The sequence below is a fragment of the Akkermansia muciniphila genome (assembly GCF_002884975.1).
Lineage (GTDB): Bacteria > Verrucomicrobiota > Verrucomicrobiia > Verrucomicrobiales > Akkermansiaceae > Akkermansia > Akkermansia muciniphila_C.
This window is the reverse complement of record NZ_PJKB01000001.1, coordinates 241700-261851: the sequence shown is the minus strand read 5'-3', so window position 1 is coordinate 261851 and position 20152 is coordinate 241700. Positions and strand designations below refer to the sequence as shown.

Below are 20152 nucleotides of genomic sequence, written 5' to 3'. Positions count from 1 at the left end.
TATTTGCCAACCGCTGCCGCAGGAATAGAAGGGCTTATACGGAACACAGCCTTGCACTTCCTTTGAGACATTTCCAGCAGTAATTCCGTTCCTCCATTTTCAGAATAGCTGATTTTTCCTTTAAAAGCATTCCGGCGCCCTGCAGGCAGGCCAATGTCCTGCCGTTCCCCCATTGATCCCTGTTCTCCATAAAAAGGACCGTTCCGGTAATTCCGGAACGGTCCTGAAAAACAAGGTTTTTGATTTAATGGGTTACACGCCGTCCGGGTTCAATTCCCGGCGGATATATTCCGCCGTGGGGGAGTTCTTTTTGGCTATCTGCTCCGGCGTTCCTTCCGCTACGATGGTTCCTCCGGCATCGCCGGGCCCGGGGCCCATGTCGATGATGTAGTCCGCCTCCGCCATGATTTCCGTGTTGTGCTCAATGACGATGACCGTGTTCCCCTGGTCCGCCAGGCGGTGCAGCACGTCAATGAGCAGCCGCACGTCCCGCGGATGCAGTCCGATGGAGGGTTCCTCAATGAGGTACAGGTCACCGGGCAGTTCCTTGCCTTTCATCAGGGCGTTCCGGCTGACGCGCCGCCCCTTGATGAGCTCCGTCACCAGCTTGAGCCGCTGGGCTTCCCCGCCGGAAAGCGTGTTGGAAGCCTGCCCCAAGGTCAGGTAGCCCAGGCCGGTTTCCGCCAGCAGCTTGAGGGGGTCCGAGATGCGGGGCTGGCTTTCAAAGAATTCCGCCGCTTCCGCAAAGTCCATCTGGAGCACGTCAGCAATGGTTTTCCCCTTGTACCTCACGGTCAGGGTGGCGGCATTATAGCGCTTGCCCCGGCAGGTTTCACACGGCACGTAGCAGGGCGGCAGGAAGTCCATTTCCAGCTTCTGCATGCCCGTTCCCTTGCAGGATTCACAGTTGCCCTGCCCCGTGTTGAAGGAGAAGCGCCCGCGGTCAAAGCCCAGCCTGCGGGCGTCCGCCGTCTGCGCGAACAGGGTCCGTATGTCATCCAGAAAGCCCACATAGGTGGCGGGCGTAGAACGGGGAGTCTTGCCGATGGGGCTCTGGTCCACGCCGTACACCATGCGCAGCGTGTCAAACCCGGAGGAGGTTTTCCACAGCTTTTTCTGATCCCGCGTGAGCTTGTCCCCGATGGCCTGGCGCGCCGCCAGCCGGATGGTTCCCGTCATCAGGGAGGTTTTCCCCGCGCCGGATACGCCGGTGAGCACCGTGAGCCTCGCCTTGGGAATGGCTACGTTCACGTCCTTCAGGTTGTTCAGGCAGCAGCCTTCCACCCGCAGCCATGCGGATTCCTCCTTTTTGGCGGGAATCCTGCGCCTTTTGCCCCGGTAGGGGTGCTGCGGCTTGTGATGCAGGGCCGCGCCCGTTACGGAGTCCGGCATGGCGGCCAGTTCCTCAAAGGTTCCCCGGGCCACCACTTGGCCGCCGTGGATGCCCGCGCCCGGCCCCATGTCCACAATGTGGTCCGCACGCTTCATGGTGTCTTCATCATGCTCCACTACCAGCAGGGTGTTGCCCCGGCGCTTGAGTTCATCCAGCGTGCCGAGCAACAGTTCATTGTCCTTTGGGTGAAGACCGATGGTGGGTTCATCCAGCACGTAAAGCACGCCGCGCAGGTGGGAGCCCAGCTGGGAGGCCAGGCGGATGCGCTGGGTTTCCCCGCCCGAGAGCGTCGTGGCGCTGCGGTCCAGGGAAAGATACCCCAGCCCCACGCGATGAAGGAAGTTCAGGCGCTGCGTGATTTCCGCCACCACGTCACGGGCGATGAGGGCTTCCTCCCGTTCAAATTTCCACCCCTTCACCAGTTCCGCGGCAGCCACGGCAGGCAGGGAGGCGATTTCACCGGGGGTTACCCCCTGAAGCCGCACGGCACGCGCGAATTCGTTCAGCCGCACGCCCTGGCAGGCGGGGCAGACTTTCACTCCCTTGTCGTCGTCCGCCTGGCGAGCCAGGTCCCGGTCATATTTCAGTTCAGCTTCCAGCAGGGATTGTGCCTGGTCTTCCTTCATCTTTCCCTTGCCAACGATGCCGTGTCCGCGGCAAACGGGACACCACCCGCGCGGGGAGTTAAAGGAGAAGGTGTACGGCTCCAGCTCCGGGAAGGACTGCCCGCAGGAGGCGCAGGCCAGCTTGGTGCCCATCAGCTCCGGCCGGCTGGAACCGGGCGCCAGCACCTGTAAAAATCCTTCACCCATTTCCAGCGCGGCATGTACTGCTCCGGCAAGCTTTTCCGGGGTCCAGGAAGCTTCCGGCCTTGAAACAACCAGGTCCAGGTCATGGCTGGAGTAACGGTCCAGCGGCTGAAAGCCGCTCAGGGGGACCAAGGCCCCATCCACCCACATTTCCTCATATCCCTTGCCTTCCGCCCAGCGGGCCAGGTCCGCGTAGTGCCCCTTGCGCCCGCGCACCAGAGGAGCCAGCAACGCCACGCGACCATGTTTTTTCAATTCACGCACCACCAGTTCCACCACTTCCGATTCCGACCTTTTGCCCACCGGAACGCCGCACTGCGGGCAGTAGGCCTGCCCCAGCTTGGCATACAGCAGGCGCATGAACTGCCAGATTTCCGTGACAGTTCCCACGGTGGATTTGGTTCCCCCGCGGGACATGTTCTGTTCAATGGCTACCGTGGGAGGCAGGCCGGTAAGGCGGTCAATGTCCGGGCTTTCCAGTTGTTCCGTGAATTGCCGGGCATACGGGGACATGACGTCCATGAAACGCCGCTGCCCTTCCGCAAAGAAGATGTCAAAGGCCAGGGAGCTTTTCCCGGACCCGGAAAGGCCGGTCAGCACGGTCATTTCCCCGCGCGGCACATCCAGGTCCACGTTTTTCAGGTTGTGGTGCCGCGCGCCGCGCAGGGCCATCACACCTTCCGGTATGTCCATGTCTGCGGATTCCTGCACGGAAGCGTCCGCCGGATCATACACGGAGGGGCGGCCTTCCAACACGTCCCTGAGGTACTTGCCCGTGTATCCCTTCCCGGCGGCTACAATTTCCTCCGGCGTGCCGGCAGCCACCACATGGCCGCCGCCCGCGCCGCCTTCCGGCCCCAGGTCAATCACGTAGTCCGCGGACTTGATGAATTCCGGATTGTGCTCAATGACCAGCAGGGTGTGCCCCTGCTCCACCAGTTCCCGGAACACGGCCAGCAGCACTTCAATATCCGCAAAGTGGAGGCCCGTTCCCGGCTCGTCCAGAATCAGCATCTTGGGGCTGTTCGCTCCGGAACCGATCTGGTCCAGCAGGATTTTGGCCAGCTTCAGGCGCTGGTTTTCCCCGCCAGAGAGGGTGTTCAGGGGCTGGCCCAGGGTCAGGTGCCCCAGCCCTACGCGCTGGAGCACGCCCAGCTTGGACGCAATGCGGGAGGCCTTGGCCCCTTTTTCTCCATTGAAGTATTCCAAAGAGGCCGCCACCGTCATACCGAGAATATCCGCAATGTTCCTGCCGTCCCGGTACACGCTCAGCACTTCGCTCCCGTAGCGGGAGCCGTGGCACAGCGGGCACTGTACAAAAATGTCTGAAAGGAACTGCATCTCCACCTTTTCACTCCCCATGCCCATGCAGCGGGGGCAGCGGCCGTCCCCGCTGTTGAAGGAGAAGAAGCCGGGCTTCATGCCGCGCGCTCGGGCCGTCTCCGTCTCTGCAAAGAGGGAGCGTATTTCTTCAAATACCCCGGCATACACGGCAGGGGTGGAGCGCGGGGTGCGGACAATGGGGCTCTGGTCCACCATCACCACTTCATCCAGGAGCTCCCAGCCCTTGATGGATTTGACATGGGCGGGTTCCTCCTCACACACGCCGCCCTTTTCCACCAGTGCGTTCAGGTAAAGGACATCATGCGCCAGGGTACTCTTTCCGGAACCGCTGACGCCGGTCAGGCAGGTGAACACACCCAGGGGAATATCCACATCCAGCTTGTTCATGTTGTGCCGTGTGGCGCCGGAGACTTTCAGGAATTTGCGGGGTTTGCGCCTTTTTCCGGGCACGGCGATGCGCCGCCTGCCGGAAAGGAAGGCCCCCGTCAGGGATTCCGCAACGTCTCCTATCAGGGCAGGTTCTCCGGAATAAACCAGCTTCCCGCCCTCCCGTCCGGAGCCGGGGCCCATGTCCACCAGGCTGTCCGCCGCACGCATCACCGCTTCCTCATGCTCCACCACCACCAGCGTATTGCCACGCTTTTTAAGGCGGTTCATGGCGGAGATCAGGCGGGAGGTATCGCGCGGATGAAGGCCTACGGTAGGTTCATCCAGCACGAACAGGGTATCCGTCAGGGAAGCGCCCAGGCAGGTGGTCAAACTTACGCGTTCAATTTCCCCGCCGGAAAGGGAGCGCGTGGAGCGGTCGGACGTCAGGTAGCCCAGCCCCACTTCATTCAGGTATTCCAGGCGGCTTCTCAATTCCGCCACGGCATGCTTCAGGCCGGCATCCTCATGCGCGCGCGGCGTTACATACTTGTCCACCCAGGCCAGGAGTTCATCCATGGGCATGCTGGAGAGCTCCGGCATGCTTTTGCCGCCCACCTTGAACTGAAGGGCTTCCGGCCTCAGGCGCAAGCCATGGCAGGAGGGGCATTCCTGGTATGTGCGGAAACGGCTCAGGTACACGCGCACGTGCATCTTGTGCGTGCGGCTTTCCAGATATTTGAAAAAGCCCGTAATGCCGTACCACAAGCCCTTTTCATACATTTCATCCGGGTTTTCCCCGTCCCCGTGCATCAGCCAGTCCCGTTCCCATTGCTTCAGGTCCTTCCACGGCACGTCCAGCCGGACCTTCCGGGAATTATTCCGCCAGCCGCGCATCAGGTCCTTCTTGCATTCGGAAAACACCTTGCTCTCCCCTTCAAAGATATGAATGGCCCCGTCCTTGACGCTGAGCTCCGGCTTGATGCACCGGGTGTAGTCAATGGTGATCACGCGGCCATAACCGCGGCATTCCGGGCACGCGCCCAGCGGAGAATTGAAGGAGAACAGTCCGGGTCTCGGCTCCATCAGCGGGTACCAGTCACCGCGGAACTTCATGGCGGGCAGCCAGATGCCATCCACACGGGGAATCACATGAGCCACTCCGCCGCCCAGGCGCATGACCGTTTCCAGCGCTTCCAGCCTGCGTTCCCGCTGGTCTTCCGCCAGTTTCACGCGGTCCTGGATGACCAGCAAAGGCTCGCCTTCTTCCAGGGTCCAGTCTTCATCTTCCAGCCGGAGAGACTCTCCATGCGCAAAGGCGCGCAAGTAGCCCTGGGCCACCAGGTTCCTTTTCAGCGTGGGGAGGTCCACGGACTCCGGACGCGCCACCTCCAGGCAAATCATCAGTTCCGTCCCGGCGGGAAATTCCGCATGAAGCTTTTCATCAATGGAGCCGGGAGTCTCCGGCCTGATCTCCCGGCCGGTTTCCGGGTCCATGCCCACGGCCAGCCGGGCGAAAACGAATTTCCAGTAATCATTCAGCCCCGTCATGGTCCCCACCGTGGAGCGGGACGTCCGGACGGAGTTGCGCTGGTGCAGGGCAATTGCCGGAAGAATATTCTCCACGGCATCCACATCCGGCTTGTCCATGCGGTCCATGAACTGGCGCACATAGGGGGAAAAGGTTTCCATGTAACGCCTCTGCCCTTCCGCATACAGCGTATGCATCGCCAAACTTGTTTTTCCCGAGCCGGAAGGTCCGGTCACCACCGTCAAACGCCCCAGGGGAATGTCCACATCCACATTCTGCAAATTATGCTCACGGGCGCCGCGGATGCGGATGCGCCCATCCTCACAATGACTCATGGAATAAGTATACCATCAATTTGGAATCATTCCAAGAGATGCGCCTGTCATGAATGATGCCCACCTCTGCCCCGGCGCCTCCCTTCCGCTCATGCCGTAACCGGCTGCTTACACTGCCATTTCCCGTTTCATGGCCATCATTCCAATTCCGGCAGCATGTCTTCCTCCGGACAGGAACGAAAATCTCCGGGGATGGAGGGAAGGGACGATGAAGGCGCATCTTCAGGAATCTTCATGGGCGGCACCCATACGGGCGGCACTCCCACGGGCCGGACATTCCATGGATAAGGCCATCCGTGACCATCTTCCCAAATCCGGAAAGGCAACAGCTCACGGGGATGAAGAGTACGGTTATCCAGTGGTATCTCCAGGGTAAGCAGTGCCCCTTTCAACGCCGGGCACCGAATCTCCAACAGGCCGGAAGAACCATTTTTCCGGCTGCTCACCGTAAACAGGCAGGGCCACGAAACAGCAGCTCCTGCATTACTCCCCGGAGGGAGGCAGTCATAGGTTACTGATTCAATGTCTGAAATCCACCGTCCATGAACATACTGTTCCCTATCCGGCTTGAGCCAGGGAAACAGGTACTCCACGGAAGCATCCAGCACCTCCGCCTTCCTGCTTTTCAGAGAAAGCCGCATCCATCTGAAAAACAGCTCTTCATCATCACAAAAGTTGCGCAGCAGCCAATAACACCCCAGAACGGCAACGGCCCTCCTCAGGAGGGCTGTGTCTTCCCCGTTACCCTCATCATCCAGCCATGCCTCCTTGATCTCACCCGAAACGCGGCAAATTACGTAAAGGCGCAGGGACCGCTGGGGATCTATCCTGTCCAGAACCCCGTCCAAAACGTTCTTCTGCCGTGCTTCCAGGATACATTCTGCCAGCGTGAGACGGCTTTTCCCCTCCCTCAGCTCAAAGGCCGGACTGTGGGCCGTATTAAAAATGAAGGGGTCTTCCAACGGCACCATGCCCGTGGTTGATAAACAGGAAGCGTCGGCTTCAATCACCAGGCGCGTAGCCGGAATCCTTTCAGATACGCCTATCACCAGCATGCGGTATGTTGAAAAGCCGATGGCGCAAGCGGCCAGCACGGCGCACGTCATCCACAGGAAAGGCTTCATTCCCCATTCCTACCACAGGAAAACACGGAGAAACAGAAGCTTCTGTTAACATTCAGATAACAACCCGGGCCTTGAAGGAAAACAGCCACCGCTACTCCCTCTTTTTCTCCCACCCTCCCAATTTCATGCCGCACAGACTGACGTCCACGGAATCCGTCCCCTCAGGCCATGGGACAACAAGCCTGTACCCGTCCGCATAAGGTATCTTTCTGGAAGCTCCGGGGGTGGAATGCGTGTACAGGGCGATGCTTATTTCATCCCCCTGTACGGAAACTTCCGCATACAGGTCCCCCTGGTAACGGGAATCCAGTTCAAAATGCATGAAAAGGTTGCCGTCCTCGTCAATTCCTTCCGACAGCAAGTTCACATCCTGCTGTTTTACGGCGCCGTTTTCCTGGCATCCGGCCATGATGCAGATGACCGGCAGAAAAAGAACAAGCGCGGCGGAATGGAATACTCCATGCATCGTCATTCTCTCCTTTCTCCTACACATTCCTCCAGGATAAATGAAGGTTCAAGGAAAAACGGAAGAAAGAAAGAACGATGCCGCCCAAACCCAATCTATTACGTCATCATGAAGTCAAATGGCGGCCCGTGCTTGCATTTCTACAGGAAGCCGCTAGTATTTTTCGATTCTTAGATCGCTGAAAGCGCCTCTATCTCTCGTCAATTTTCAACAAGACAAAGATGATTAAGTGGATTCTAACCAAGATTGTCGGTACCAAAAACCAGCGTGAAGTGCGCCGCCTGCGCCCCATTGTAGAACAGATCGTTTCCATTGAAGAATCATGGAACGGCAAGGGGCAGGACTTCCTGCTTGAAAAAACCCGTGAATGGCAAGGCTACCTGCACCGCTTCCTCCCCATGGAACTTCCGCCCGTGCGCATTGTGGAAGCTGCGCCGCAGGAAGAGCTGGAAGCCATCGCCGCCAAGCTGAACGCCCGCTTTGAATCCCTGAAAGACGAGTTCGCCGCCCTTCCCGCCGTGGAAGCCACTCCCGCCTCCATTGAAGAGGGGAAGGCCGCCTGGAACAACATCACGCCCCAGTTTGACAAGCTGCGCGAACGCTACCTGAACCAGATCCTGCCGGAAGCCTTTGCCGCCGTCAAACACGGCGCGCGCCTGTTCTGCGGAGAAGAACGCGACATCTGCGGACAAAAGCAGGTATGGGACATGATCCACTTTGACGTGCAGCTGCTGGGCGGCATCGCCCTGCACCGCGGCTACATCGCGGAAATGGCCACGGGGGAAGGCAAGACGCTCGTCGCCACCCTGCCCGTGTACCTGAACGCCCTGACGGGCATGGGCGTGCACGTGGTCACCGTGAACGACTACCTGGCGCGCCGCGACTCCGAATGGATGGGCATGCTCTTCCAGTTCCTGGGACTGACCGTGGGCTGCATCCAGAGCATGATGCCCTCCCAGCTGCGCCGGGAGCAGTACGCCTGCGACATCACGTACGGCACGAACGCCGAATTCGGCTTCGACTACCTGCGCGACAACGGCATGGCCACCTCCAAAACGGAACAGGTGCAGCGCGGCCATTACTTCTCCATTGTGGACGAAGTGGACTCCATCCTTATTGACGAGGCCCGTACGCCCCTCATTATTTCCGGCCCGGCGGTCGTCACCCGGGAACAGCAGTACGACACCCTGCGCCCCGCCATTGAACGCGTGGTGAAGGCCCAGACGGACCTCTGCAACGAACTGATGGCCCAGGCTCTGGAAGCCCAGGAAAAAGGCCGTACCGAGGAAGTGGGCCGCTGCCTCTTCAAGGTAAAGATGGGGCAGCCCCGCCACCGTGCCTTCCTGCGCGCCATGCAGGATCCCGAACTGCGCCGCATCGTGGAAAAATATGAACTGACCCTTTACCAGGATACGCGCAAGAAAGAGCTCTACAAGCTGAAGGAGGAAATGTTCTTCACCGTGGATGAAAAAACCCATGACGCCGACCTGATGGAAAAAGGCCGTGAAGTCATCTCCCCCGGCCACCCGGAGGACTTCGTGCTGCCGGACCTGGGAACCGCCTTTGCGGAAATGGATGAAGACCCCCGCATGACGGAAAAGGACAAGCTGCGCCGCAAGAATGAACTGACCAAGCAGCTTGACGAGACGGGCGCACGCCTGCACACCACCTCCCAACTCCTGAAGGCCTACTGCATTTACGAAAAAGACGTGGAATACGTCGTCAAGGAAGACAAGGTCATCATCATTGACCAGAACACGGGCCGTGAAATGCCGGGACGCCGCTGGAGCGACGGCTTGCACCAGGCCGTGGAAGCCAAGGAAGGCGTGGAAGTGGAACGTGAAAACCAGACCTACGCCACTATCACCATCCAGAACTACTTCCGCCTGTACAAGAAGCTGGCGGGCATGACCGGTACGGCTGAAACGGAAGCAGCGGAATTCCATGACATTTACAAGCTGGACGTTCTGCCCATCCCGACCAACCGCCCCTGCATCCGCAAGGACCAGAACGACCTTATCTTCAAATCCCGCCGTGAAAAATTCAATGCGGTGATCAACAAGATTCAGGAACTCCACGGCAAGGGCCAGCCCATTCTGATCGGCACGGCCAGCGTGGATGCCTCCGAAACGCTTTCCCGCATGCTCAAGAGGGCGAAAATCCCCCATGAAGTGCTGAACGCCAAAAACCACCAGCGCGAAGCGGAAATCGTATCCCTGGCCGGCAAGCGCGGAGCCGTTACCGTCTCCACCAACATGGCGGGCCGCGGTACGGACATTAAGCTGGGCGAAGGCGTAGCCGACCTCGGCGGCCTCTTCGTGCTGGGTACGGAACGCCATGAATCCCGCCGCATTGACCGCCAGCTCCGTGGCCGCTGCTCCCGCCAGGGGGACCCCGGCGCCTCCCAGTTCTTCATCTCCTTTGAAGATGACCTGATGCGCAACTTCGGCGCGGCGGAGCGCATGACCAAGATGATGGAACGCCTGGGCGTGGCCGACGGCGAAGCCCTGGAACACAGCTTCCTGAACAAATCCGTGGAATCCGCCCAGAAACGCGTGGAACAGCGCAACTACATGTGGCGCAAGCACGTGCTGGACTATGACGACGTGATGAACAAGCAGCGTGAAATCGTTTACGGCTACCGTAATGAAGTGCTCTCCACGGAAAACCCGCGCGAAATGATTTACGACATCCTGGAAGAAGTGATCGCCACCCGCGCCCATGAATTCCTGGATCCGGACTCGGAAGGCCTCACCCATCCGGACGAACTGCTCTCCTGGATGAACTCCTCCTTCCCGCTGGGACTGACGGCGGACGCCGCCAAGCTGGAAGAACGCCAGATGGATGACACCATTGCCTTCCTCATTGACAAGGTCAAGGCCACTTATGAAGACAAGGCCTCCCGCGAACGTCCGGAATACCTGGACCACATGGAACGCCAGATCATCCTGGGAGCCATTGACAAAATGTGGCAGGAACACCTGTACAACATGGACTCCCTGCGGGAAGGCGTGCGCCTCCGCGCCCAGGGCCAGAAGGACCCGCTGGTGGAATACAAGTCTGAAGCCTACGACCTGTTCGTTACCCTGATGGAAAGCATCAAGGGGGAAGCCATCGGCAACCTCTTCAAGAGCACCACCAACCTGGATGCCTTTGAAGACTTCCTGGCCAGCCTGCCCCAGTTTGACTCTTCCGATGAAAATCAGGAAGACGGCGCCAACCTGCCGGAAATCGGCTTTGACGGCATGCCTACCGACCTGCTTTCCGCCCTGCGGGAACAAGTCTCCCGTGCACGGGAACACCAGTCCGCACAACAGCCGGAACCGGAACAGGCCCCGGCCGTCATCTCTGACGCCACAACCATCGGTGAAGGCTACCAGCCCGCCACGGCGGAACCCAAACTGGTCATGCCCAAGCGCAAAGTCAGCGTCATTCTCCGCAAGGAGGAAATCTCCGAAGCTCCGGCAGAAACGCCTGCCGCGGGTGATGACGAGGAAATTGCCGTCACTCTTGATTCCCAGGACTTCGCGGAAACCATGGACAACCGGGATTCCTCCGAGACCCGCACGTACTAAAAACACCACCTGCCACTTCCGGACGGAGGAAACGGGCTTTCCCGTTTTCTCCGTCTTCAAGCTTCCGGTCCGCCCTTGACCACACGCCCGCCCAACAAATCCACCAACGTCCGTTCCGTGCTGGAGTATGTCCCGTACTTCCGGGATAAAATCTTTGCCGTGCATGTGGAACGCCCTCTGGTGAATTCCGAGGAACTGGTGGACGCGCTGCTGGACCTGGACGTTCTTCAGGAAATAGGCGTCAGGCCCGTGCTCATTGTAGAAGGAACGGACGCCTCCGCCCTATACGAACATACGCGCGTCTGTGAAATGCGTTCCGCCCTGGTGGAAGCGCCGTTGAAAGGCGGCCAGCTTGTCCAGGAAAGAGTCCGGGAAATTCTGGGGAGGCATCAAATCCCCGTGGTGGCCTCCGGCCGTTCCGGCTCCTTTGATCCGGAATCCGTCCGTATGGCATTCAGCCTGGGGGCGTCCAAATACATCGCCCTGCTCAACGACCACAAGGTTCCCTCCCGTGACGGCCATCCGATTGCCGCCATTCTGGAATCGGAAGTAGCGGGAATGGAAGGAGAAGTAACCCACCGGGAACTGCTGGACCAGGCGGCGGAAGCCTGTCGCGCCGGAATCCCCCGCGTGCACCTGCTGGACGGAAAAATACGCGGCGTTCTGGTGGAGGAACTCTTCTCTGAAGAAGGCGTGGGCACCATGGTCCATACGGACTCCTACCGGGAAATACGCCCCTTGAAGGAAGAGGACATTCCGGAACTCCTCTCCATGATCGCCCGCTCCGTGGTGGACTCCAAGCTGGTGAACCGGAACTATGAGGACATCGCCGCCAGAATGGATGACTACTACGTGCTGACTCTGGACGACAGCATCGTGGGCTGTGTGGCCGTCTATCCCTACCCGAAGCACCGCAGCGCGGAACTGGGCTGCCTGTACATCAAACACCGCCATGAAGGCCGCGGCTATGGTCGGACGCTATGCGAATTCGCCAGAAAAAAAGCGGAGGAAATGGGCATGGAATTCATCTTTGCCCTCTCCCAGAGCGCCGTCCACTACTTCCGGGACCGCATGCACTATGCTGAATTCTCCCGCGACTGCCTCCCTCCGGAACGCCTGCGCGCCCTGGAACTCAGCGGCCGCAAATCCGGAGTCTTCGGGTTGAGGCTGAATCAATAAACAGCTGGCACAACCGGACAAACCAATTATTCAGTCTTCATACGTTTTGGGGCCGTACTTCCCTGAAATAACGGGAAGCTTTTATATCCTTCGTTTCTCATTTACCATCTGTCTTTCTGAAAAACCCTTCTCCTGGTCTTCCGCTGGGCCACTCCTCTCCTATCGCCTGAATGAATCCATCATGGAAGATTTCCCGGTGAACCCTTGGCCATCAATCTAGCAGGCTACCTGCTTATCGGTATCCTGTAGGCCCACTTTGACTGCAGTACGACAGCAAGCACCCCGGAAATGCACATCTTTCCCGGCAGCAGCCTCTGCTACGACTTCAGCACCTTCATGAATGAAAACTTCCTGATGGTCCAAGGCGGCTAATTTTACCTCTTTCTCTACTCCGTCCAAGTTTCGCCGACGTCTAGCTGTACAATTATAAAAGCACGACGTATCAGTTTTCCAGATATAGTTTAGCATGAGAGAGCAACTGCTCTGCATGCTTATACAAGTCAACTAGAGATTCCAGCTTAATCCTCTCTTCATGGCGCTCCTTATCCAGCAATATCAAAGTAAGTTGATGAGGGGTAAATAAAAAACGGCAAAGGGGCTTACGATTATTATCATCCAGCAAAACACCACAATAGCTTTTTGTATCTCGTAAATAAATTCGGGCAGGATCAATAATCTGGGCCAGAATGGCACGCACGATTCTAAACCCTTCCAATTCATCTTCTGTTGTGACAACTCCGTTATCCCTAGTGATTTGCTCTTCTTCTTGAGGCGTAGTATCTGGAGAAGAAGTCAACAAAGTTCCTTTATCTTGCAGCGACATACTGGATGTGGAATCCAAAGCATTTTGTAAACGTTCATTAAGAAGAGTGTTAACCCATTCCCTAAAAGCCTGTCCAACCAGCTGTGTAAACTGATCTTTTCTCTCAGTTGTCAGTACTCCTGAATAAACACGTTTGGCAAACAATCGCACAAATTCTTCCGAAGGATTATCCAATTCTTGAGAAAAACAATTACGTATCTGTTTTTTATACTTCAATTCGGAAGCATTGCTTAAAATATTGTCCTCATCATACAATTTTTTGGCAAATTTCTTAACTTCGTTAACACTCTTCTGGTCAAGCTGAAGCATAGAGAACTCAAAAAAAGGACGTTCATCCATTTTATTTGGCGCTTCAATATCCGTGAAAAATTTATACTGAATTCCATTCGTTAGAATAGCGAACCGTGCATCCGTCACTCCAAAATAACGGAAAAGCTGAGAAGCATGATTAATATTCAGAGATGTACCCGCCGACTTGCACTCTATCAAAACACAAGGTTTCTCATCGCGTACAATCACATAATCTACCTTTTCATTCTTTTTTGTACCCACATCAGCAGTAAACTCGGGAACTACTTCAAAAGGATCGAAAACATTATAACCCAATGCCTGAATAAACGGCATGACAAGGGCATTCTTAGTCGCTTCTTCCGTCTGGATTGATTCCAACAATTTGGGAATACGTGAAGATAAAGTGTTGAGCGTGTCAATGAGGTCCATATCTGTAGGCATTCTCTACAAATTATTCCCTAACAATCAAGTTTATTGTCCCCATTCACCAAATTTTTATACGGTTTCATATCTTTTCTCAAAAGATGTAAAATATATTTCAAAAAAAACAAACAAGCCCCTTAAATCGTTGGATTTAAGGGGCTTTAAAGATGGTAGCAGGGAGGTGATTTGAACACCCGACCAAAGGCTTATGAGTCCTCTGCTCTACCACTGAGCTACCCTGCCGTTAAGTGGTTGGTGCTGGAAAGCGGGGAGATATTTAGCCCGGATCGGAAAGAATGTCCAGATTTTTTTATGGGGCCGGAGCATTTTATGACGACAGCCCGCTTTCCCATCCAGAAAAATCATTGATGATGAATCGTTCTTTTCCTACAACCATTTCCTACGGCTCGCGTTCAAAGCCGTTCCTTGCGTCCGGACGTTTACGGCGCAGGGCGTCATTATTCCTCCAGTCCCACGCCATTTACAGAGTGAGACAGGAAATAGAGGCCCATGAAGATTTTCGGGTCCACCACTTTTCCCTGCCCTATCTGATCCATCAGCCAGCCATGCACCAGCGGAAGAGGAATGCGGTGCACGGTGATGTTTTCATGAGCCACCCCGCCGCCTTCCGATATGCGATGCAGCCCGTCCGCCAGATAAAAGGATACCATTTCGGTGGTCAATCCGGGAGAGGAGGGACCCGTGAACAAGTACGTCCAGGCGTCCGCCCGGTATCCGGTTTCTTCTTCCAGTTCACGCCGGGCGGATTGCAGGGCGCTTTCCTCCCCTTCGTCTCCGGAGATGCCGGCAGGCAGCCCGATGGTCCACGCATGAAGGGGAACACGGTATTCCTCCACCAGCAGCAGTTCGCCTTCCTTCGTCACGGCCACGATCATGACGGCGCCGCTGGCATTGACCCGGCGCACGTATTCCCACCTTCCCTCTTTCAAGAGTTCCAAAAATTTGCCCCGGCAGAGAGACTGGCATGTTTCCCAGGATTGTTCCATCTGTTCCATGATGCAGCCACGTTAGGTTTCCCGCCGCCCGTTGTCAACCATGCGGACCGCCTCCCTCCCGCGCCTTCCCGGACTGCTCCGGCCCGGTCCCTGTAAGTGGTTGATTTCCGGCGGCGTAATCGTGTCCTTTTCGTCACCTAGGCCCGTAACAACATGATAATGCGTTGATATTAAGCAATTCACCGTGTCATGCAAGGAATATACTCAGGAGGACTAAATTATCGGAGGAAGCAAGACTAAAATATTTTTTGGTGTGGAACCCCCGTGGAACGTAGAGCCACGGAACGATGACTCGCGCTGCTTCAAAAAGATATTTTTTCCACAGACGCAAACCAGTACTTTGGCGCTTCCGTCGACCGGGATGTCGAGCTGAAAGCGGATGAGTTCGCCTTCTCCATCCCGATGGACGCCACGAGCTGTCACGGCTGCGGATGACCCTAATCCGGTTCCATCCGCAGGCGGCCTCGTAGCGAGACGGAACGGCCTCACGGCCCCATATAACCAGTAACATTTTTTATTTCCATAACAATGACGCCGCCATCAGAATTGTCAGCCACCTGGTCCAGGATCACAGGAGCCCTGCAAACAATCATGTCTCCGGAGGTGTATGGATTGTGGTTTCCCAAGTTTTCCCTCCTGGAGGATTCCGGCAAGACGCTGACGCTGGTGTGTGACGATCCCATGGCCGCCCTGTGGGTGGAGAACAGTTATACCCCGGAACTGAAGCAGGCCGCCATGCTGGCCCTGGGCACGGAACGCCAGGTCAAGTTTATCTGCGCGGACGAGGTTGCATCAATAACGTCTTCCGAAAGCCAGCCGCAAAAAGCTCCTTCCCGCACCAAAACGCCCCAGGTACAGGATTCCCCTGCCGCCCCGGCCAAAAAACAACGCACCCCGGGAGCACGGGCGTCCCTGAATGATTTGTACACGTTCGATTCCTTCGTGGTTTATGAAGACAGCCGCTTTGCCTACAAGGCCGGCCTGTCCATCGCCCAGTCGGAACGCGCCCTGTTTAATCCCCTGTTCCTGTACGGGAAGTCCGGCGTGGGAAAAACGCACCTGCTCCAGGCCATCGGCCATGAGGTGCTTCACCAGGATTCCTCCGCCAATGTGGTGTACGTTACCGGAGAACAGTTCGCCAATGAGTTTATTGACGCCTCCCGCACCCAGAACGGACAGAGCTTTGCCAAGCTGCGCCGCAAGTACCGGAAGGCGGACGTCCTGCTGGTGGACGACGTGCAGTTTATTTCCGGCAAGGAGAAGACGGTGGAGGAGTTCCTCCATACGTTTGACGAGCTGTTCCACGCCCACAAGACGATCGTGATCTGCGCGGACGCCGCCGCATGCGATATTTCCAACCTGGATTCCCGCCTGGCCGCCCGTCTGGAGTCCGGCCTTACGGTGGAACTGAACCTTCCGGACGATGAAGCGCGCCTGGAAATCCTGCGCAGCAAGCGTGACCGGGCCGGCATGAACGTGTCAGACGAGATTCTGGAGTTTCTGGCCTGCCGCATCCAGAAAAGCGTGCGCCGCCTGGAAGGAGCCCTGCTCCGCGTAGCCACTTTTACGTCCCTGTCCGGGGACATGCCGGACATCGCCAAAATTGAGCAGCTTCTGCGCGACATCCTGCGGGAGGAAAACAGCCGCATCCTGACCGTGGATTCCATCCAGAAGCGCGTGGCGGATTTTTACGAGCTCAAGGTGAGCGACCTGACCGGCAAGCGCCGCCCCAACAGCATCGCCTTTCCCCGCCAGATCGCCATGTACCTGAGCCGCCGCCTGACGGAGTGCTCCCTGAAGGACATCGGCCACGCCTTCGGAGGCCGTGACCACGGCACCGTCATTCACGCCAACAAGCTGGTTGCCTCCCGCATGGAGGAGGACGTGCGCGTGCGGGACATCGTCCTGCGGCTGGAGGAGGATTTGAAGGATTGATTTTCCTTCCCGGCAGCCCTCTCCCAGTATGTTGGAACGGCCGCTGTTCCTTTTCAGCACGCATTGCTTTTCAAGCGGCGGCAGCGTCTCCGCGGCGCAGGGGAGAATAAGCTTGAGACGGGAGCGGTTTGGATTAGAATCACCCTGTTCCCATTGATTCCATGATTCACGCCGACCAGCTTTCCAAAGAGTTTGGCCGCTTTCAAGCGGTAAAGAATGCCTCCTTCCAGATTGAAAAGGGGGAGATCGTAGGGTTCCTGGGGCCGAACGGCGCAGGCAAGACCACGACTTTACGCATGCTGACCGGCTACCTGCCCCCCACCTCCGGCACCGCTACGATTGCGGGGTTCGATATCGTCAAGAATCCCCTGGAGGCGCGCAAGCACCTGGGCTACCTGCCGGAGCACGTCCCCCTTTACGACGACCAGCGCGTGACGGAGTACCTGAAGTTCCGCGCCAGGCTTAAAGGCATTGGGTCCAAGCAGATATGGCCTGCCGTCTCCAAGGTCGTGGAGCAGTGCGGCCTGGAGCCCGTGCGCCGCAAGATGATCCGCACCCTTTCCAAAGGCTACCGCCAGCGCGTGGGCCTGGCGGACGCCCTGCTGGGGGAACCGGACCTGCTGATTCTGGACGAGCCCACCAATGGCCTGGACCCCAACCAGATACGCCAGATACGGGAGCTGATCAAAGGCCTTGCCGCCAACCACACCATTATTCTTTCCACCCACATTCTCAGTGAGGTGGAGATGATCTGCAACAAGGTCATCATTATTGACCAGGGGACGATCAAGGCCGCGGATACCCCCTCCAACCTGACGGCCAACCTCCGCGCCGCCGGCAAGATCACGCTGGAGTTCCGCGGGGACCTGGCCCGGATCACGGAAAAGCTGGAAGCCCTGGAACACGTGAAGAAGGTGATCCATGAAGGCACGGATGCCGACGGCTGGCATACGCTGACCGTACGCGCGGAGGCCGGAACGGATACCCGTGAGAAGGCCGCGCGCCTCCTTGCGGAACAGGGCTGCCCCCTGCGCCATATTTACCGCCACACCCCCACCCTGGAAGAGGTGTTCGTGGAAATGACCCGTAAAGATTAACCTCCCGTTCCTTCCCCATTACCACTCCTCATTTTTCCTTTTCTCCCCATGTCTCCGGTACTCACCATTTTCAGAAAAGAACTCAGAAGCTACCTGACGACCCCGTACGGCTGGGTCATCCTGGCCTTCGTCATGGCTTTGCAGAGCGTTTCCCTGTCCGGCACGCTGAAGGCCTTCCAACTGGCTCCGCAGAAGGAAGGCATCCTGTTCTTCATCCTGCATTCCCCCATGTTCTGGTTTTATTTCCTGTTCATCTTCCCTCTGCTCACCATGCGCTCCCTGGCGGAGGAGGAGAAGACGGGAACGCTGGAATCCCTGCTGACCACGCCCATCAAGACATGGCAGGTGGTCCTGGGCAAGTATTTCTCCGCATACGCCTTTTACATCATCCTGTGGCTGCCCATGCTGCTGTACCCCCTGCTGGCGGACTGGTCCAACCTGATCGTGCAGTGGATTTACGGTTATGATGCAGGCATGGTCCTTTCCTACCGCCTGGCGGACTGGGCCGGAGCGTACGCCATCCTGCTCCTGGTCGGCGCCTGGTTCACGGCCATTGGCATTTTCGCTTCATCCCTGACAGGCAGCCAGATTATCTCCGGCATCATCACCATCGGCCTGCTGGTGCTGATTTTCTTCATGGGGCTTATTCCCGTGGTATGGGGGGAATTCCCCGCAGCGGGGATTTTCCACTACATGTCCTGCTCGGAACATCTGGACCGCTTTTCAGCGGGGCTGATTGATACGCGCCCCATCGTGTTTTACCTGACTATGACCGTCCTGACGCTGGCCGTCACCATCCGCATCATTGACCACCGCCGCTGGAAGCACTGATTCACCCTTCCCTTTCACCCCTTTTTATTTTTATCTATGAGCGAAGCACCAGATAACCACGCCGCGGCCATGGAAGCCCCCCAGCCCCCCGCCCGCAAGGTCAAACGCCCCTGGATGACCTGGATCAAGCTTTTCCTGCTGTTCCTCATCGTCGTGTGCCTGAATTACGTGGGCTGCCATGAGTATTACCGCCGGGACCTGACGGAAGACCAGCGTTACGAGATTTCCCAGCAGAGCATCAACATGCTCAAGTCTCCGGAAATCCAGGACCGCAAGACGCCCGTCAAGGTCACGTTCGCCTTCCTGCGCACCACGCAGAATTACACCCGCATGCGCTCCCTGCTGGAAGAGTATGAGCGCTATTCCAACGGAAAAGTGAAGGTGGAGTATGTGGACCCGCTCCGCCAGCCGAACAAGGCCCGGGAGATTGCGAATATTTACGGGATTGAGTTCAAGAAGAACCTGGTCATCATTGACGCCCGGGAAGATACGGAAAAAGCGCTCAAGACGTTTGAAGGCACCCAGGCGGACGCCGCCCACGTGCGCATCCTCCCCGGTGATTCCTTCGTCGTGTATGCTGCCAGTCCGGACGGCAAGAGCACGAAAGCGGTGGCGCTCCAGATTGAAGACATGATGACCGCCGGCATTTACGGAGCGGCCAACGGAGAACCCCGCAAGATGTACATCGCCGCGGACAAGAGCAATTTCAACGAGGCCCTGAGCAACAGTCAGGAAGAGAGCATCTTCACCACCCTGGCCAAAATTTGCCGTTCCGTCAACCTTCAGCTCGTCCCCATCCGCATGAGCGGCCTGAAGGATATCCCGGAAGACGCCGCGGGTTTCATGATCATCGGCTCCAAGTATGACCTGTCCCCGCAGGAGGCGGAGGTGCTGCAACGGTACTGGGCGCGCCCGAACGCCGCCGTTCTCGTGATGCTGGACCCCCTCCAGGATACGCCCAGGCAGCTGTACCGCTTCCTCCGTGAACAGGGCCTGCGCCCGCAGAATGACCGCGTGATGCTCCGCAACAGGAACAACCGCTCCGTATTTGAGATTAACGCCATTTTCGCGCCCTCCCTGAATTGCACGCGGGAGTTCTGGAATTCCAGCACCGGGCTGGAAGGGGAAAGCATCTCCCTTATCCTGGATTCCGATAACGCGGCGATGGAGCAGAAGCGCATCACGCCGTATCCCCTCCTGGTCACGACGGAGGATTATTACGGGGAAACCAAGTACAATCAGTTTCCCGCCAAGTTTGACCCGCAGGAAGACAATCCCGGCCCCCTGATGATCGGCGCGGCCCTCATCCGCGGCAACGCCGGGGACGTGAACCAGAATAAAACCACCGGGCGCCTGGTGCTGCTGGGCAATACGGACCTACTCCAGCCCAAGCAGATCAAGCCGGAACAGAGGGACTTCATGCGCACGCTGGTCGGCTGGATGACGGACCGTGAGGAGCTGCGCGGCCTCGGCTCCCGCCATGACCTGACCGTCAAGCTGAACCTGGACCGCAACGCCCTGGGCATTCTGGAACTCCTGACAAACATCGGCCTTCCCCTGCTGGCGCTGCTGATTGCCCTGATTATCTGGAACACGCGCCGCCATTAACTCCAC

General features: G+C 57.5%; 11 protein-coding genes and 1 tRNA gene. 6 read left to right on the top strand and 6 right to left on the bottom strand.

The window, feature by feature from the left end; all coding sequences use genetic code 11:
* Positions 1-252: 252 nt before the first annotated feature.
* From uvrA to CXU21_RS01140, 3 genes are all read right to left on the bottom strand, one after another.
* Positions 253-5778, bottom strand: a complete 5526-nt coding sequence (gene uvrA / locus CXU21_RS01150) for an excinuclease ABC subunit UvrA (RefSeq protein WP_102724738.1) — start codon at positions 5776-5778, stop codon at positions 253-255.
* A 137-nt stretch (positions 5779-5915) separates the two neighbouring features.
* A complete protein-coding gene (locus CXU21_RS01145) occupies positions 5916-6902 on the bottom strand; it encodes a hypothetical protein (RefSeq protein WP_102724737.1) in 987 nt (328 codons plus the stop codon).
* 91 nt (positions 6903-6993) lie between these two features.
* The gene (locus CXU21_RS01140; protein ID WP_146016890.1) at positions 6994-7374 is read right to left on the bottom strand and encodes a hypothetical protein; all 381 of its coding nucleotides are present in this window, start codon (positions 7372-7374) and stop codon (positions 6994-6996) included.
* A gap of 215 nt (positions 7375-7589) precedes the next feature.
* On the opposite strand from CXU21_RS01140, the gene secA reads away from it, so the two are divergent.
* On the top strand, positions 7590-10943 hold the full coding sequence (secA, locus tag CXU21_RS01135) for a preprotein translocase subunit SecA (RefSeq protein ID WP_102724735.1): 3354 nt from the start codon (positions 7590-7592) through the stop codon (positions 10941-10943).
* Positions 10944-11018: 75 nt separating this feature from the next.
* Positions 11019-12122 (top strand): GNAT family N-acetyltransferase, encoded by a 1104-nt coding sequence (locus CXU21_RS01130; protein ID WP_102724734.1) that lies wholly within the window; start codon positions 11019-11021, stop codon positions 12120-12122.
* A 442-nt stretch (positions 12123-12564) separates the two neighbouring features.
* On the opposite strand, the gene CXU21_RS01125 is transcribed toward CXU21_RS01130, so the two are convergent.
* From CXU21_RS01125 to CXU21_RS01115, 3 genes are all read right to left on the bottom strand, one after another.
* A complete protein-coding gene (locus tag CXU21_RS01125) occupies positions 12565-13665 on the bottom strand; it encodes a type I restriction endonuclease (RefSeq protein ID WP_102724733.1) in 1101 nt (366 codons plus the stop codon).
* A gap of 162 nt (positions 13666-13827) precedes the next feature.
* Positions 13828-13902: transfer RNA gene (locus CXU21_RS01120), tRNA-Met, on the bottom strand.
* Between the two features lie 215 nt (positions 13903-14117).
* Entirely contained in the window at positions 14118-14675 is a 558-nt protein-coding gene (locus CXU21_RS01115) for an NUDIX hydrolase (protein ID WP_102724732.1), read from the bottom strand.
* A gap of 528 nt (positions 14676-15203) precedes the next feature.
* Between CXU21_RS01115 and dnaA the strand changes: the two genes are divergently transcribed.
* The 4 genes from dnaA to CXU21_RS01095 all read left to right on the top strand — a co-directional run bounded on the left by dnaA (position 15204) and on the right by CXU21_RS01095 (position 20146).
* The gene (dnaA, locus tag CXU21_RS01110; protein ID WP_102713456.1) at positions 15204-16610 is read left to right on the top strand and encodes a chromosomal replication initiator protein DnaA; all 1407 of its coding nucleotides are present in this window, start codon (positions 15204-15206) and stop codon (positions 16608-16610) included.
* Between the two features lie 161 nt (positions 16611-16771).
* Positions 16772-17707 (top strand): ABC transporter ATP-binding protein, encoded by a 936-nt coding sequence (locus CXU21_RS01105; RefSeq protein ID WP_102713458.1) that lies wholly within the window; start codon positions 16772-16774, stop codon positions 17705-17707.
* A gap of 48 nt (positions 17708-17755) precedes the next feature.
* Positions 17756-18538, top strand: coding sequence for an ABC transporter permease subunit (locus CXU21_RS01100; protein WP_102713460.1), 783 nt, complete (start codon positions 17756-17758; stop codon positions 18536-18538).
* A 36-nt stretch (positions 18539-18574) separates the two neighbouring features.
* Positions 18575-20146: a DUF7088 domain-containing protein gene (locus CXU21_RS01095; RefSeq protein ID WP_102724731.1), complete on the top strand. Its 1572-nt coding sequence runs from the start codon at positions 18575-18577 to the stop codon at positions 20144-20146.
* Positions 20147-20152 lie beyond the last annotated feature (6 nt).

Bases quoted from the DNA above. Each gene is read 5' to 3' on its own strand.
- secA (WP_102724735.1), top strand. From the start codon at position 7,590: ATGATTAAGTGGATTCTAACCAAGATTGTCGGTACCAAAAACCAGCGT.
- dnaA (WP_102713456.1), top strand. From the start codon at position 15,204: ATGACGCCGCCATCAGAATTGTCAGCCACCTGGTCCAGGATCACAGGA.
- CXU21_RS01140 (WP_146016890.1), bottom strand. From the start codon at position 7,374: ATGACGATGCATGGAGTATTCCATTCCGCCGCGCTTGTTCTTTTTCTG.
- CXU21_RS01145 (WP_102724737.1), bottom strand. From the start codon at position 6,902: ATGAAGCCTTTCCTGTGGATGACGTGCGCCGTGCTGGCCGCTTGCGCC.
- CXU21_RS01100 (WP_102713460.1), top strand. From the start codon at position 17,756: ATGTCTCCGGTACTCACCATTTTCAGAAAAGAACTCAGAAGCTACCTG.
- CXU21_RS01125 (WP_102724733.1), bottom strand. From the start codon at position 13,665: ATGGACCTCATTGACACGCTCAACACTTTATCTTCACGTATTCCCAAA.
- CXU21_RS01095 (WP_102724731.1), top strand. From the start codon at position 18,575: ATGAGCGAAGCACCAGATAACCACGCCGCGGCCATGGAAGCCCCCCAG.
- CXU21_RS01115 (WP_102724732.1), bottom strand. From the start codon at position 14,675: ATGGAACAGATGGAACAATCCTGGGAAACATGCCAGTCTCTCTGCCGG.
- CXU21_RS01105 (WP_102713458.1), top strand. From the start codon at position 16,772: ATGATTCACGCCGACCAGCTTTCCAAAGAGTTTGGCCGCTTTCAAGCG.
- uvrA (WP_102724738.1), bottom strand. From the start codon at position 5,778: ATGAGTCATTGTGAGGATGGGCGCATCCGCATCCGCGGCGCCCGTGAG.